The following is a 14,146-nucleotide window of genomic DNA, read 5'->3' as shown; positions in this document are numbered from 1 at the left end:
CGAGGGGGGACGATGATGCAGACATCAAAGAACTCTCTTAAGAAAGGCTCTTCCAAAATTTTTCTCAGGTACACCCCAACAGTTGAGGGATGCTCTTACATCAACTGGAAATAATGAGCGTTTGATATGGCTATAGGCAACAAAAAGCAGCGAGTTTTGCAACTCGCTGCTTTAGGGGGGCTATGAACGAGTTTTGATGACTTGTTCATAAAATTTGATTGGTCGGCACGAGAGGATTTGAACCTCCGACCCCCGACACCCCATGACGGTGCGCTACCAGGCTGCGCTACGTGCCGACGCTATGGCTGCTAATACTACTGCTTTCCACCACGAATGCAAGGGGAGACCTTGCTAACTGATTTATAATTAATCAGTTAGCAATAAATCGTTTCTCATCCGTCAATACCTGCAGCAGCAGGCTTAGCTGCGGTTTCTGATCTTTGATTTTCTCGCCGTGCAAATTATACGTCTGGTAATTACCGTTGCTGTTGAGCACCAGCGTCATCTCCGGTGTGGTAATCGCCAGCGTATTGCCGTCGGCTGCTGTTACCCAATAATGGCGGCGCGTGGCATTGAACAGATCCTGCCCCTGAGAATATTCGTTCGCAGGCGTACTGACGTGCAGCAGGCGTTGCATGAGCGTGGTCATCAGGTCGGTATGATCGGTCAGGCTATTAATACGCTGTGCGGGTGTACCAGGCCAGTGAATCACCAGCGGAACCTGTAGATGACCACGAGACCAGTCGAAGTTGTTCTCTTCCTGAGACAGCGGTACACCGCGACCCGCGGTAATGATGACAACCGTATTGTCCAGCTTACCTGATTCACGCAGGGCGCTAAGGATTCGGTTAATGTTCGCGTCTACGTCCTGAGCCGCGTTGGCGTACCGTTTAACAAAATTCTTCTGGTTGCTGTCGTCAATGTTGGTACCGTTAAAGGAGACCCATGAGAACCAGCGGTTATCTTCCTGCGCGTAGCGGCCCAGCCAGTTGATCCATTGGTTTGCCGTTTGTTCGTCAGATTGTGTTTGCACGCTCGGCATGGAGAAATCCGACAGTAGCGCCTGACGATAAAGCGGGCTGGTGAAGCCATCAGAAGAGAATAACCCCAACTGATAACCTTGTTGATTCAGCGCGGAGATCAGCGCAGCAGGCGTTCTGGTCGCCAAAATGCCATCCATATAGCTTGGCGAAACGCCATAAAACAGGCCAAAGATACCGTTATCCGAGGTGTTTCCTGAACTCATGTGGCGCGTGAAAGAGATATTCTGTCCGGCGAATTCAGCCAGTGCTGGCATCTGCTTTTCAAAGCGTGAGTAGTTCAGGCCGTCGACAGTGATCAGCAGGACATTCTGGCCGGTTCCCATATCACGATAACGTAGTTCGCTAAGTGGATACTGCACAGAAACAGCTTCCGGGTTTCCTTGCTCGATCAGACGGCGCTGATACTCTTGCGCGTCCAGCAGACCATGTTTTTCCAGAAACTTACGCGCTGTCATCGGATAGGAAAGTGGCAGGTTAGCGCGCTGCATGGTAATTGGGCGATAGAAGTTAGCATCTGCCCAGATATACACCACATGGGAGGCGATAAATGAAACGAAAAAGAATGCTGCTAACGGCTTAGCGAAATGACGGCGACGCGTCAGACTGCGCAGCTTCTGCCAGCTCCAGGTCGCAAACAGCATTTCTATTAGCAGAATTATCGGCACGCTGATAAACATCAGCTGCCAGTCGCGTGCAGCTTCGTTCTGGTCAGGGTTAATGACCAGTTCCCAGACAATGGGATTGAGGTGCAGGTGGAAACGAGTGAAAACTTCGCTGTCAATTAACAGCAACGTCATACCTACCGTTGCCAGGATGGCTGATAAGAATCGCATCAGCCTCTGGGACATGACGATAAACGTCAGGGGAAACAGTATCAGCAGGTAGGTGGCAAACACCAGGAAGCTAAAATGCCCGACAATGCTCAGGTAAGAATAGACACGACCTGCAAGCGTAGTCGGCCAGTCGGCGACAAACAGGTACCGACTACCGAGCACCATGGCCAACAGAATGTTGAACAGGGCAAACCAGTGTCCCCAGCTAACCATCTGGGAGACTTTCTCACGGTAGCGCTGACGATGAGTTAGCATAAACTGTTGTTCGTTTCCCCGGAGCAGGCTCTCAATGCGCTTGGTCGTCGTTTACCGAAGACTGTAATGCGCGGGCAAAAGAGTTTGCAATCGCCTGGCGCTGGGCCGGAGCGATGCTTGTATTGATAAGGTTAGTGACCATGTTTCCCAGCACCATCAGGGAAAGATCGGTCGGCGCCTTATGTTTTTCCAGTACGTTGAGCATCTCATTCAACAATTGTTCAACGTGTTCATCACTATAGCGGGAAATTTGTGGCATAAATCGAAATCAGTCTGTTCATGAAAGGGCAACATATTACCGTAGCGACAGTTTTTTTTCTGCTTTTTTATCTTCTATTGCGTCACTGCCCGGCAGGTGGTTGAATACCGCCCGGTCTTAAAGGAGAGTTTATCATGAGTCTGGATATCAACCAGATTGCCCTGCACCAGCTTATCAAGCGTGATGAGCAGAACCTTGAGCTGGTCTTGCGCGATTCATTACTGGAACCGACAGCGACCGTTGTCGAGATGATGGCTGAACTGCATCGGGTGTACAGCGCTAAGAACAAAGCGTATGGCCTCTTTAGCGAAGAGAGCGAACTGGCGCAAACCTTGCGTTTGCAGCGCCAGGGAGAAGAGGATTTTCTGGCGTTTAGTCGTGCTGCGACGGGGCGTTTGCGTGACGAACTGGCGAAATATCCGTTTGCCGACGGTGGGATCGTACTGTTCTGCCATTATCGCTATCTGGCGGTAGAGTACCTGCTGGTCGCAGTGCTGAACAATTTGAGCAGCATGCGCGTCAATGAAAACCTGGATATCAACCCGACGCACTATCTGGATATCAATCATGCAGACATCGTGGCACGCATTGATTTAACCGAGTGGGAGACTAATCCCGAGTCCACACGCTACCTGACTTTCCTGAAAGGTCGGGTAGGGCGTAAAGTTGCTGATTTCTTTATGGATTTTCTTGGTGCCAGCGAAGGGCTGAACGCCAAAGCGCAAAACCGAGGCTTACTGCAAGCTGTGGATGACTTTACCGCCGAAGCTCAACTGGACAAAGCCGAGCGCCAGAATGTGCGTCAGCAGGTTTACAGCTACTGTAACGAGCAGCTCCAGGCGGGTGAAGAGATTGAGCTGGAGTCACTGTCGAAAGAGCTTTCCGGCGTCAGTGAAGTCAGTTTCAGTGAGTTTACTGCTGATAAAGGGTATGAGCTGGAAGAGAGCTTCCCGGCGGATCGCAGTACACTGCGCCAGTTAACCAAGTTTGCCGGGAGCGGCGGTGGGTTGACGATTAACTTTGATGCCATGCTGTTGGGTGAGCGTATCTTCTGGGATCCGGCAACGGATACCTTAACCATCAAAGGTACTCCACCGAATCTGCGCGATCAGCTACAGCGTCGGACTTCGGGCGGAAAATAAGTGGATGCCGGGCTGTGATGTAAACATCTCCCCGGCCTGTGTCATCATCGTTCACAAGATGCCATAAAAAAACCCCGCCGAGGCGGGGTTTTTCTTCAACTTGTTGGCGATTACGCGCGAACGAAGTCGATGTGAGCCAGTTTTGGCTTGAACGGATGACGCTGTACTGCCTGAGCTTTAACTTTAACTTCTTTACCGTCAACAACGATGGTCAGAACTTCGCTGTAAAATTCAGCTTTAGCTTGCATGTTCATGATTGAATCGTGATCCAGTTCGATAGCAATCGGGGCTTCTGCGCCACCGTAGATGATTGCCGGGAACTTGTTAGCGGTACGCAGGCGGCGGCTCGCACCCTTACCCTGCTCTTTACGTACTTCTGCATTGATAGTAAACATTTAAATCTCTCTTAATTAAGTCCTGTTACAGGCGACCCAGCAACAGGTAAGTGATCTGCTTTGCGTATGCAAAAGCGGGCGAGATTCTATACTCAAACGGCTGGTACATCAATCAAAAGTACAATTAACCACGTAATTCATGTGCTCGCCGGAAGCGGCCTTCATAATCGAAGACCTTTTCTCGGACTTGCCAGTACTGACCTTTCATGCGTGCGACCACAAAATCGGGATACCGTAACAGGGCCTGTTGCGCAAGAATATCTGCGGCGGTTATCCAGCGTAATGGAATACCCGGTGTTCGGGTGTGAGGGCGAATAAATAGCTGCTCAAACGCAGTGCGTTGAGCGGGAGTGTGCAAGCGAAAGCGCTCGCTGACATCTGCGCCATCTTCATCGTAATAGGTGATTTTCAGCCATTCGCCTTTGTCATCCTGACCATTCTGTAGCACCATTCCGCTACAACGCAGGACCAGCGCATCTTTGAGCCTCAACGCCGCCTTTAGCATATCATCCGGGTCGACCAGGACGGTATCGCACTCACGACAGCGCCGGGCGGCGATGTCATTTTCAGCATTGCATTGCGGACAATTTTTAAAGCGGAAACGAAAATCGCACTGTTCACGATGGCCATCATCATCTTCAAACCAGCCCTGACAGCGTCGGCCAAAATGTTCAATCAGCGTGCCATCGGCGGTCATCTTTCCCCAGAAGGTGTTTGCAAACCCGCAGGCTGGACAGAAAACCTGTACCGGGACATTGTCGCTTTTCCCTTTCGGCGCGCCGACTTCCGGGGCGTACAAATCGTGTGGATTACCTGCGTAGTCGAGGATCAGACAATCGGTCTTGCCTGGTGCCAGTCGTAACCCGCGCCCGACAATCTGTTGGTAAAGACTAACTGACTCGGTAGGGCGCAGGATCGCAATGAGGTCGACGTGCGGGGCATCAAATCCGGTGGTTAATACCGCCACGTTGACCAGGTAGCGAAAGCGTTGTGCTTTAAAGTTTTCAATAAGTACGTCGCGCTCGCTTCCTGGTGTATCGCCAGTAATGAGAGCAGCATCGTCAGCAGGTAACAGCCCGAGAATCTCTTTAGCGTGCTCAACGGTGGCGGCGAAAATCATTACCCCTTTGCGCGTCTGGGCAAACTCAATAATCTGGCTGATGATATGCGGCGTTATTCGCTGCTGCTTTTTCAGCTCCCGGTTAAGGTCAGCTTCGCTAAACAAGCCATTACTCTGCGCCTGCAGGCGACTAAAGTCATACTGGACTACTGGCATATCAAGGCGTTCTGGTGGCGTCAGATAGCCATGTTTAATCATGTAGCGCAGCGGTAATTCGTAAATGCAGTCACGAAACAGCGCCTTTTCATCTCCGCGCACCATGCCATGATAATGAAAATGGTAAATCCAGCCTTTACCGAGACGAAAAGGTGTGGCGGTAAGACCGAGCAGGCGCAAGTGAGGGTTTACTTTGGTCAGGTGAGTAAGGATTTGCTGATACTGACTTTCTTCATCATCACCGATGCGATGGCACTCATCGACGATTAACAGGGAAAACTCAGCCTGAAACGCCTCAAGATTGCGTGCGACTGATTGCACGCTACCGAAAACCACTTTTCCATGACTCTCTTTACGCTTCAGACCCGCGGCAAAAATATCAGCTTCCAGCCCTAGTGCGCAGTACTTTGCGTGGTTTTGCGCGACCAGTTCTTTTACATGTGCCAGCACTAACACGCGCCCACGCGCCACGCGAGCCAGTTCGGCAATCACCAGACTTTTACCGGCTCCGGTTGGCAGGACGATTACCGCAGGTGTGCGGTGGTGACGAAAGTGGTTGAGCGTGGCATCCACGGCTTCTTTTTGGTAGGGACGAAGTGTAAAAGTCATGGTCTCACTGTGATAAATGGTAACGATGAATAGTATGCCACGAATCTTTTTCCCTTGAGGGAAGTTGTTAGCTCGTTATACTGGGCGGAAAACGGCTCCACTTTTCGGGCATAACGCTCGATTTCCGTATTGTTACAGGCAAAATCACACTCATGCGACTTGATAAATTTATCGCTCAGCAACTCGGCGTCAGCCGCGCTATTGCCGGGCGTGAAATCCGTGGTAACCGTGTTACCGTTGATGGTGAAATCGTCAGAAATAGCGCGTTTAAACTGCTGCCAGAACATGACGTTGAATATGACGGCAATTCCCTGGTTCAACAAAATGGCCCGCGCTATTTTATGCTTAATAAACCTCAGGGCTATGTTTGCTCAACGGATGACCCGGATCATCCGACGGTGCTCTATTTCCTTGATGAGCCTGTTGCCTACAAACTGCATGCGGCTGGGCGTCTGGACATTGATACGACCGGGCTGGTACTGATGACCGATGATGGACAGTGGTCACATCGCATCACTTCTCCGCGTCACCATTGTGAGAAAACCTATCTGGTGACGCTGGAGTCGCCGGTGGCAGAAGATACCGCCGAACAGTTTACCCGGGGTGTTCAACTGCATAATGAGAAAGATCTCACTAAACCGGCGGTGCTGGAAGTCATTACGCCTACGCAGGTCCGTTTGACCATCAGTGAAGGGCGCTATCATCAGGTTAAACGTATGTTTGCTGCCGTGGGGAACCACGTTGTGGCGCTGCATCGTGAGCGAATCGGTGCCATCAAGCTTGATGACGATCTTGCGCCTGGTGAGTACCGTCCATTGACCGAAGAAGAAATTGCCAGCGTTAACTTAACCCCTCGTTAATTTCAGGAGCTAAATGTGACCACTCGGCAGAACTCTTCAATTGCCATTGTTTTTATCCTTGGCTTGTTGGCCATGTTGATGCCGTTGTCGATCGATATGTATCTTCCGGCTCTGCCGGTGATTTCAGCTCAGTTTGGCGTGCCTGCGGGCAGTGCGCAAATGACTCTCAGTACCTATATTCTGGGATTCGCGGTAGGGCAGCTGCTCTATGGCCCAATGGCAGACAGCATTGGGCGCAAGCCGGTGATTTTGGGGGGAACGCTGGTTTTCGCCGCGGCGGCCGTTGCTTGTGCGTTGGCGCAAACTATCGAGCAATTGATCACTATGCGTTTCTTCCATGGCCTGGCGGCTGCGGCAGCGAGCGTGGTTATCAATGCTCTGATGCGCGATATTTATCCGAAAGAAGAATTTTCGCGCATGATGTCATTCGTCATGCTGGTCACGACAATTGCTCCGTTGATGGCCCCGATCGTGGGGGGCTGGGTATTAGTATGGTTAAGCTGGCACTACATCTTTTGGATCCTGGCCTTAGCAGCAATTCTGGCCTCGGTGATGATTTTTACCCTTATCAAAGAGACTCTGCCCGTCGAGCGCCGTCAGCCTTTTCGCCTGCGCACGACAATGGGGAACTTCGCCTCGTTGTTTCGACACAAGCGGGTCTTGAGCTACATGCTGGCCAGTGGGTTTAGTTTTGCTGGGATGTTCTCATTCCTTAGCGCCGGACCCTTTGTCTACATTGAGATCAACCATGTTTCGCCACAGAATTTCGGCTATTACTTTGCGCTGAACATCGTCTTCCTGTTTGTGATGACAATTATCAACAGCCGATTTGTCCGTCGGGTTGGGGCATTAAATATGTTCCGCACCGGGCTATGGATCCAGTTCGTTATGGCAGGCTGGATGGTATTCAGCGCGTTGTTCGGGCTAGGGTTCTGGGCGCTGGTGGTTGGTGTTGCTGCGTTTGTCGGTTGCGTGTCGATGGTGTCATCAAACGCGATGGCAGTCATTCTGGATGAGTTCCCGCATATGGCAGGTACGGCGTCATCGCTGGCCGGGACTTTCCGCTTTGGCATTGGCGCTATTGTTGGTGCGCTGTTGTCACTGGCGACCTTTAATTCAGCCTGGCCGATGATCTGGTCGATAGCATTTTGTGCTACCAGTTCAATTCTTTTCTATCTCTATGCCAGCCGTGCAAAAAAAACGGTGATCTAATACACAACCTGGAGGCCACAAGGCCTTCAGAGTTGATGTACATCAACAGCAAATCTATCATTTCCCCAGCTTATGTTTATTTTATGTAAAATCAATTTATGTAAAAAGTCACACCATTGTAGTTAAAAAGGTTGAGTTAGATCGCAGAAACGAGTACATATAGCCCGCAAAGATGTCCGAATTGATAAATAAATTTAAATACCTGGCTAAGTAAGCCGCATACGGACTGGATGTAAACGTTTACTAACTCTCTAAAGACGTGATGTCAATGATGTGTTAATATTGGTGTAAAATAATTGTGAAGTAATTGTGCTTCCGGGGAATAAAAGTGACTACATTACAACTCTCAATCGTTCATCGTCTGCCGCAGTGCTATCGTTGGTCGGTGGGTTTCGCAGGTTCAAAGGTTGAACCGATTCCGCAAAACGGTCAGAGCACGGAGAACAGCCTGGTGGCGCTCAAATTGCTCAGTCCCGACGGTGACAGCGCGTGGTCGGTAATGCATAAACTCAGTCAGGCGCTCAGCGACATTGAGGTTCCTTGTTCCGTTCTGGAATGTGAAGGGGAACCGTGCCTGTTTGTAAATCGCCAGGATGAATTTGCCGCAACCTGCAGGCTGAAAAATTTCGGTGTGGCGATAGCGGAACCTTTTTCAAACAACAATCCATTTTGAGCGTCAGCTTAGCGCGAGCAGCTGACGCGTATATTCCTGGTGTGGTGCGTTAAATACGTGCTCGCATTGCCCCTGTTCCACGACCTCTCCCTGCCTTAGCACAATCACCTGATGGCACAACGCACGTACAACATGCAAATCATGGCTGATGAAGATATAAGCCAGGCGATGCTTTTCCTGTAATGACTTCAGCAGCGTCAGGATTTGCGCCTGTACGGTTCTGTCGAGTGAGGATGTTGGCTCATCCAGAATGATAAGTGATGGTTTTAAAATTAAGGCTCTGGCAATTGCGATGCGTTGGCGTTGACCACCGGAAAATTCCGCAGGATAGCGATGTCGCGTTTCAGAATCCAGCCCCACTTCTGCCATGACCGCTTTCACTTGTGCTTCGCGTTGTTCTGCCGAAAGGGTTGGCTGGTGAACCCGCAATCCTTCTTCAATGATCTGTAGAACACTCAAACGCGGATTCAGTGAAGAATTTGGGTCCTGAAAGACAACCTGAATGCGATGGCGCACCGGCAACAGCTGACGACGATTTAACGTATGCAGCGCGTGACCATCAAATACAATACTCCCTTGTGATGCGATTAGCCTCAGTAGAGCCAGGCCAGTGGTGCTTTTGCCTGAGCCTGATTCACCTACCAGCCCTAACGTTTCCCCAGCTTTCAAAGAAAAGCTGACGTTATTAACCACCACATTATGGTCCACTACGCGTTTGAGGATGCCTTTGCGAACGGGAAAACCGACACAGAGACGCTCAACTTCCAGCAAGGGAGATTGTCCGGCCGGTAACGGTACCGGCTCGCCAGAAGGTTCGCTGTTTAATAATTTTTGCGTGTAGGGATGGGAAGGGGATGAAAGCAGTATCCCGGCCTGATTTTGTTCAACACACTGACCGTTTTGCATAACTGCAACGGAATCTGCCAGTTTTTTCACAATGCTGAGATTATGGGTGATAAACAGCAGACCCATGTTCAATTCGCGCTGCAATTCCCGTAGCAGTTGCAGGATCTGTGCCTGCACGGACACATCCAGCGCGGTAGTGGGCTCATCGGCAATTAACAGCTCCGGACGTGTTAGTAGCGCCATCGCGATCATGACGCGCTGGCGTTCGCCGCCGGAAAGCTGGTGCGGATAGTCCGCCAGACGTTTTGCCGCCTGACGTATCCCTACGCGATCCAGACAATTCAGGATTTCTGCCCGTGCAGCCTCCCGACGCATTCCCCGGTGAAGTGACAGCACCTCATAGAGTTGTTTCTCCAGACTATGGAGCGGGTTCAGCGACACCATCGGCTCCTGAAAAATCATTGCGATTTTATTTCCCCGTACGCCGCGTAGCGTCTGCTCGTTAGCGTGGAGTAATGGTTCACCGTGAAAACGGATATCGCCGGAGAGGTATACCGCCGGAGGGGAGGGCAATAAACGTAAAATCGACAGCGCGGTGACGCTCTTACCCGAGCCAGATTCACCCACCAGTGCCAGGGTTTGACCTGCTTCAACACGCAACGAGACATTATTGACCACGGTACGCACGGTTTCCTGCTGGCGAAAACCAACCGACAAATTCTCAATGGCTAACAGAGGTTGTGTCATCTTATATCGCCTTGTTGGGGTCAAACGCGTCACGCACCGCTTCACCAATAAAAATCAGTAGCGAGAGTAAGAGGGCTACGGACACAAAGGCTGTGATCCCAAGCCACGGCGCCTGCAAATTGTTTTTACCCTGTAAAAGGAGTTCTCCCAGCGATGGTGAGCCGAGCGGTAAGCCGAAGCCCAGAAAATCCAGTGATGTGAGCGTAGTGATTGAGGCGCATAATATAAACGGTAAAAAGGTCAGGGCGGCGACCATTGCATTCGGCAACATATGGCGCAGGATAATGTTGCGATCGCTCACGCCTAGAGCCTGAGCGGCGCGAATGTAATCAAAGTTTCGCGTGCGTAAAAATTCGGCGCGTACCACACCAACCAGACTCATCCAGCCAAACAGTACCGTGATGGCCAGCAGCCACCAGAAGTTCGGTTGTACGACGCTTGATAGCAAAATAATCAGAAACAGCGTCGGCATACCTGACCACACTTCAATGAATCGTTGCCCCCACAGATCCACTTTTCCGCCGTAGTAGCCCTGTAGCGCACCCGCCATAACGCCCATGACGCTGGAGCACAGGGTTAACATCAAACCAAAAAGAATCGAAATACGTGTGCCATAGAGGATCCGCGCCAGCACATCGCCACCATTTGCATCCGTACCCAGCCAGTTTTGTACCGACGGTGGAGAAGGGAAGGGCTTGTCGGTGGCAAAGTTAATGCTGGTGGCTCCAAAGCGTACGGGAGCCCACAGGATCCATCCCTGACTTTCCAGACGCTGCTGTAGCCACGGATCCTGATAATCGGCTTTGGTTGCCAACGGTCCGCCGAAGTCGCTTTCGCTGTAGTTTTTGACGAGAGGGAAATACCAGCCGCCTTCATAGCGCACCAGCAATGGCTTATCGTTCGCAATCAGTTCGGAGCACAAGCTGAGCCCGAACAGCACCAGAAAAATCCATAGCGACCAGTAACCGCGACGATTATGGCGAAAACGTGCCCAGCGGGCCTGATTGACGGGGCTTAATCGCGGCATTAGCGTCCCTCAAAATCTATACGAGGATCGACCAGTGTATAGCTGATATCACTCAGGATATTGAGCAGCAGGCCGATCAGGGTGAAGATGTAGAGTGTGCCAAACATCACCGGGTAGTCGCGTGACACGGTAGATTCATAACCTAGTAATCCCAGGCCATTAAGCGAAAACATCACTTCAATAAGCAGCGAACCGGTGAAAAACATGCTGATAAAGGTAGCTGGGAAGCCTGCTATCACTAACAGCATGGCGTTACGGAAAACGTGTTTCCACAGAATATTCTTTTCGCTAACGCCTTTGGCTCGTGCGGTGACAACATACTGCTTACGAACCTCATCCAGAAATGAGTTTTTGGTCAGCATGGTCAGCGCGGCAAATCCGCCAACCACCGTTGCCAGCACCGGTAAGGTGATGTGCCAGAGATAGTCGGTTACCTTCTGATACCAGGGCAGTGTGTCAAAATTAGCGGAAACCAGGCCCCGTAAGGGAAAGAGGTCGTAGTAACTGCCGCCAGCAAAGAAAACGATCAATACAATAGCAAACAGGAAGGCGGGGATCGCATAGCCGATAATAATGAATGCGCTGCTCCACACGTCAAAGCGGCTACCGTTATACACCGCTTTACGGATCCCGAGTGGAATCGACACCAGGTAGATGATGAGCGTACTCCATAACCCCAGAGTAACTGAAACAGGCAGGCTGTCTTTAATCAACGTGATTACCGAGGCACTACGAAACAGGCTATCGCCAAAGTCGAAACGAACATAGTCCCAGAGCATTTTGAAATAACGCTCGTGAATGGGCTTATCGAATCCGTAACGGCGGGTAATTTCGGCGATCACTTCCGGATCAAGGCCGCGTCCGCCTCGATAATTACTGTCACTGATATTCCCGACGCCAGTTTGCGCATGACTGGCGCGAACTCCTTCACTACCCGCGCCTGGCAATGCCCCGGACTGACCGAATTCAATGGCGGCAACGGCCTGCTCGACTGGGCCGCCAGGTGCAATCTGCACGATAAAAAAGTTGATAGTAATGATGGCCCAAAGCGTCGGGATCACCAGCAGCAGACGTCGTATCAGATAAGCGCCCATTTATTCTCCCTGTCGTCTGGCTGCGGGAAGTTTTGCCGCTTTGTTAACGTCATACCACCAGGTATCCAGACCAATGGTATAAATGGGGCGGATGGCCGGATGTGAAAATTTGTCCCACCAGGCCAGGCGATCCTCTGCCATAAACCACATCGGCAGCATGTAATAGTTCCAGGTTAATACCCTGTCCAGCGCGCGTCCCAAAGGGATCAGCTTTGCTTTATCACCCTGTGCCGCAATGATTTGGTTAATCAACTTATCAATGACCGGGCTTTGCACGCCAGGGGCGTTATAGCTGGAATCGATATATTCTGAGGCCCAAAGGATTTGCAGATCCGAACTTGGCCATGGCGTCGCGCGATATAACCTCGGCATCATGTCATAGTCGCGACTGCGCAAGCGGTTAGTGATTTGCGAGTTATCGACCTGGCGGATATTCATGGTAATGCCTAGCCGTTGCAGGTTGTGTTGAAACGGTAATACCCACTGACTGTTACTGCCTGCCGGGAGTAACAGTTCGAATGCCAGTGGTTTGCCGTTGGTGCTGTTAATCCTCCGCTGGCCCTTCAACACCCATCCAGCCTGATCCAGTAACGCACTAGCTTTCAACAAATTCTCACGATCGTAACCATCGCCTTGAGATACCGGAGGCTGATAGATTTGATTGAAAACCTCGGTTGGCAGATCTTTCTTCATTGGTGCGAGTATGACCAGTTCATCCGCGTCAGGGTAATTTCTCGCGGCATACTCCGTATTCTGAAAATAGCTGTTTGTTCGGCTCCAGGCATTATAAAACAGAGCATTATTCATCCATTCAAAATCAAAAGCCAGCGTAATGGCTTCACGCACACGCCGGTCATTGAATACCGGACGTTGGATATTAAAGGCTAACCAGCGAGTATCCTGTGCGGATTCGTTTTTTTGTTCATCTTTGACGATGTGGTGATTAGCAAAATTTTTACCGGTATAGCGTGTTGCCCAGTTTTTAGCATCGCTCTCAAGGCGCAGGTCAAAAGCCCCGGCTTTAAACGCCTCAAAGGCGACGTTGTCATCAAGATAGTAATCGTATCGAATGGTATTAAAGTTCCAGCGCCCGCGATTGACCGGCAGGTCAGCGGCCCAATAATCTTTGACGCGCGAATAGACTATATACTGTCCCATTTTCCACTGGGTGATGCGGTAAGGACCGCTGGCGAGTGGAGGGGAGGGCAACGGGTCGCTGAGCTTGTGATCTTTCCAGTACTTCTCTGGCATAACGGGTAATGAAAACAGGCTGAGCATGTCTTCTTTGCCTGGCTTGGCTAATTCAATCCGTACGGTTAACGGGGCGATTGCTTTGACGGTCGTGCCTTTGTAGACCAGACGAAACTGCGGCACGCCTTCTGTCATAAATTTCTGGAAGGTGAATGCGACGTCTGCGGCGGTGATGGGTGAACCATCGTGAAATCGCGCGCGTGGATTAATAGTGATTTCTACCCATGAGTAGTTGTCAGCATAGCGTGCGCTATCGGCGATGAGCGGATAGTAACTGCCTGGTTCATCGTCAGACGTGGTAAATAAGGTGTCATAGAGCGTTTCGGTGCGCGCACCGGGATTGCCACGCACTGAATAGCGGTTAAAGTTGTCGAATGTACCAATGGCTGAGAGGGTGATCTGTCCCCCTTTGGGGGCTGCAGGATTAACATAATCGAAGTGATTAAAATTGAACGCGTATTTTGGTTCGCCCAGCACAGCAAACGCATAGCTTTCTTTGATGGTTTGGGCCTGTACGCTAAAACCAATCAGGGCGATGAAAAGTAATAATACGCGTCGGATCATATGAAGATGGTTTCCTTTTCCAGTCACCTGTCGCTATCCAACAGATATCATGCCTGAACA

The 14,146-nt window shown here is 50.8% G+C and carries 12 protein-coding genes and 1 tRNA gene; 4 read left to right on the top strand and 9 right to left on the bottom strand.

Annotation, left to right across the window (positions count from 1 at the left end; translation table 11 throughout):
- Nucleotides 1–219 precede the first annotated feature (219 nt).
- The 3 genes from OH663_RS10675 to OH663_RS10665 all read right to left on the bottom strand — a co-directional run bounded on the left by OH663_RS10675 (nucleotide 220) and on the right by OH663_RS10665 (nucleotide 2,390).
- Nucleotides 220–296, bottom strand: a tRNA-Pro gene (locus OH663_RS10675).
- A gap of 74 nt (nucleotides 297–370) precedes the next feature.
- On the bottom strand, nucleotides 371–2,131 hold the full coding sequence (gene yejM / locus OH663_RS10670; RefSeq protein ID WP_045445137.1) for an LPS biosynthesis-modulating metalloenzyme YejM: 1,761 nt from the start codon (nucleotides 2,129–2,131) through the stop codon (nucleotides 371–373).
- Nucleotides 2,132–2,162: 31 nt separating this feature from the next.
- Nucleotides 2,163–2,390 (bottom strand): YejL family protein, encoded by a 228-nt coding sequence (locus OH663_RS10665; protein WP_003027506.1) that lies wholly within the window; start codon nucleotides 2,388–2,390, stop codon nucleotides 2,163–2,165.
- 134 nt (nucleotides 2,391–2,524) lie between these two features.
- Between OH663_RS10665 and yejK the strand changes: the two genes are divergently transcribed.
- Complete coding sequence (gene yejK / locus OH663_RS10660) at nucleotides 2,525–3,532, top strand: nucleoid-associated protein YejK (protein WP_005129293.1); 1,008 nt, start codon at nucleotides 2,525–2,527, stop codon at nucleotides 3,530–3,532.
- A gap of 110 nt (nucleotides 3,533–3,642) precedes the next feature.
- Here the strand turns inward: yejK and rplY are convergent, their stop codons facing one another.
- Both rplY and radD read right to left on the bottom strand, forming a co-directional pair.
- Complete coding sequence (rplY, locus tag OH663_RS10655) at nucleotides 3,643–3,927, bottom strand: 50S ribosomal protein L25 (RefSeq protein ID WP_045445132.1); 285 nt, start codon at nucleotides 3,925–3,927, stop codon at nucleotides 3,643–3,645.
- 124 nt (nucleotides 3,928–4,051) lie between these two features.
- Nucleotides 4,052–5,812 (bottom strand): DNA repair helicase RadD, encoded by a 1,761-nt coding sequence (radD, locus tag OH663_RS10650; protein ID WP_045445129.1) that lies wholly within the window; start codon nucleotides 5,810–5,812, stop codon nucleotides 4,052–4,054.
- A 152-nt stretch (nucleotides 5,813–5,964) separates the two neighbouring features.
- On the opposite strand from radD, the gene rsuA reads away from it, so the two are divergent.
- From rsuA to OH663_RS10635, 3 genes are all read left to right on the top strand, one after another.
- The gene (gene rsuA, locus OH663_RS10645; RefSeq protein ID WP_045445126.1) at nucleotides 5,965–6,672 is read left to right on the top strand and encodes a 16S rRNA pseudouridine(516) synthase RsuA; all 708 of its coding nucleotides are present in this window, start codon (nucleotides 5,965–5,967) and stop codon (nucleotides 6,670–6,672) included.
- Between the two features lie 15 nt (nucleotides 6,673–6,687).
- Nucleotides 6,688–7,884: a Bcr/CflA family multidrug efflux MFS transporter gene (locus tag OH663_RS10640; protein ID WP_200010130.1), complete on the top strand. Its 1,197-nt coding sequence runs from the start codon at nucleotides 6,688–6,690 to the stop codon at nucleotides 7,882–7,884.
- A gap of 328 nt (nucleotides 7,885–8,212) precedes the next feature.
- The gene (locus OH663_RS10635) at nucleotides 8,213–8,557 is read left to right on the top strand and encodes a YejG family protein (protein ID WP_045445119.1); all 345 of its coding nucleotides are present in this window, start codon (nucleotides 8,213–8,215) and stop codon (nucleotides 8,555–8,557) included.
- Between the two features lie 3 nt (nucleotides 8,558–8,560).
- Here the strand turns inward: OH663_RS10635 and yejF are convergent, their stop codons facing one another.
- Genes yejF through OH663_RS10615 form a run of 4 tightly spaced genes read right to left on the bottom strand, consistent with a single transcriptional unit; the run spans nucleotide 8,561 to nucleotide 14,086 of the window.
- A complete protein-coding gene (yejF, locus tag OH663_RS10630; RefSeq protein ID WP_200010129.1) occupies nucleotides 8,561–10,150 on the bottom strand; it encodes a microcin C ABC transporter ATP-binding protein YejF in 1,590 nt (529 codons plus the stop codon).
- A 1-nt stretch (nucleotide 10,151) separates the two neighbouring features.
- Nucleotides 10,152–11,177, bottom strand: a complete 1,026-nt coding sequence (locus OH663_RS10625) for an ABC transporter permease (protein ID WP_045445114.1) — start codon at nucleotides 11,175–11,177, stop codon at nucleotides 10,152–10,154.
- Nucleotides 11,177–12,271 carry a microcin C ABC transporter permease YejB gene (locus OH663_RS10620; protein WP_045445111.1) on the bottom strand — a complete coding sequence of 365 codons (1,095 nt, stop codon included), beginning with the start codon at nucleotides 12,269–12,271 and terminating at the stop codon, nucleotides 11,177–11,179. The genes OH663_RS10625 and OH663_RS10620 overlap by 1 nt, the downstream gene beginning before the upstream one ends.
- Nucleotides 12,272–14,086 carry an extracellular solute-binding protein gene (locus OH663_RS10615; RefSeq protein ID WP_200010128.1) on the bottom strand — a complete coding sequence of 605 codons (1,815 nt, stop codon included), beginning with the start codon at nucleotides 14,084–14,086 and terminating at the stop codon, nucleotides 12,272–12,274.
- Between the last annotated feature and the right edge of the window lie 60 nt (nucleotides 14,087–14,146).

Source organism: Citrobacter sp. Marseille-Q5395 (assembly GCF_947057495.1).
In the GTDB taxonomy this organism is placed as follows: domain Bacteria; phylum Pseudomonadota; class Gammaproteobacteria; order Enterobacterales; family Enterobacteriaceae; genus Citrobacter; species Citrobacter murliniae.
The sequence above is the reverse complement of the archived record's forward strand: the minus strand, read 5'-3'. Positions and strand labels throughout refer to the sequence as shown.

What these genes read in the sequence shown, in the direction of transcription:
- radD (WP_045445129.1), bottom strand. Translation starts at nt 5,812, where the DNA reads ATGACTTTTACACTTCGTCCCTACCAAAAAGAAGCCGTGGATGCCACG.
- OH663_RS10615 (WP_200010128.1), bottom strand. Translation starts at nt 14,086, where the DNA reads ATGATCCGACGCGTATTATTACTTTTCATCGCCCTGATTGGTTTTAGC.
- yejF (WP_200010129.1), bottom strand. Translation starts at nt 10,150, where the DNA reads ATGACACAACCTCTGTTAGCCATTGAGAATTTGTCGGTTGGTTTTCGC.
- yejM (WP_045445137.1), bottom strand. Translation starts at nt 2,131, where the DNA reads ATGCTAACTCATCGTCAGCGCTACCGTGAGAAAGTCTCCCAGATGGTT.
- OH663_RS10625 (WP_045445114.1), bottom strand. Translation starts at nt 11,177, where the DNA reads ATGCCGCGATTAAGCCCCGTCAATCAGGCCCGCTGGGCACGTTTTCGC.
- yejK (WP_005129293.1), top strand. Translation starts at nt 2,525, where the DNA reads ATGAGTCTGGATATCAACCAGATTGCCCTGCACCAGCTTATCAAGCGT.
- OH663_RS10665 (WP_003027506.1), bottom strand. Translation starts at nt 2,390, where the DNA reads ATGCCACAAATTTCCCGCTATAGTGATGAACACGTTGAACAATTGTTG.
- rplY (WP_045445132.1), bottom strand. Translation starts at nt 3,927, where the DNA reads ATGTTTACTATCAATGCAGAAGTACGTAAAGAGCAGGGTAAGGGTGCG.
- rsuA (WP_045445126.1), top strand. Translation starts at nt 5,965, where the DNA reads ATGCGACTTGATAAATTTATCGCTCAGCAACTCGGCGTCAGCCGCGCT.
- OH663_RS10620 (WP_045445111.1), bottom strand. Translation starts at nt 12,271, where the DNA reads ATGGGCGCTTATCTGATACGACGTCTGCTGCTGGTGATCCCGACGCTT.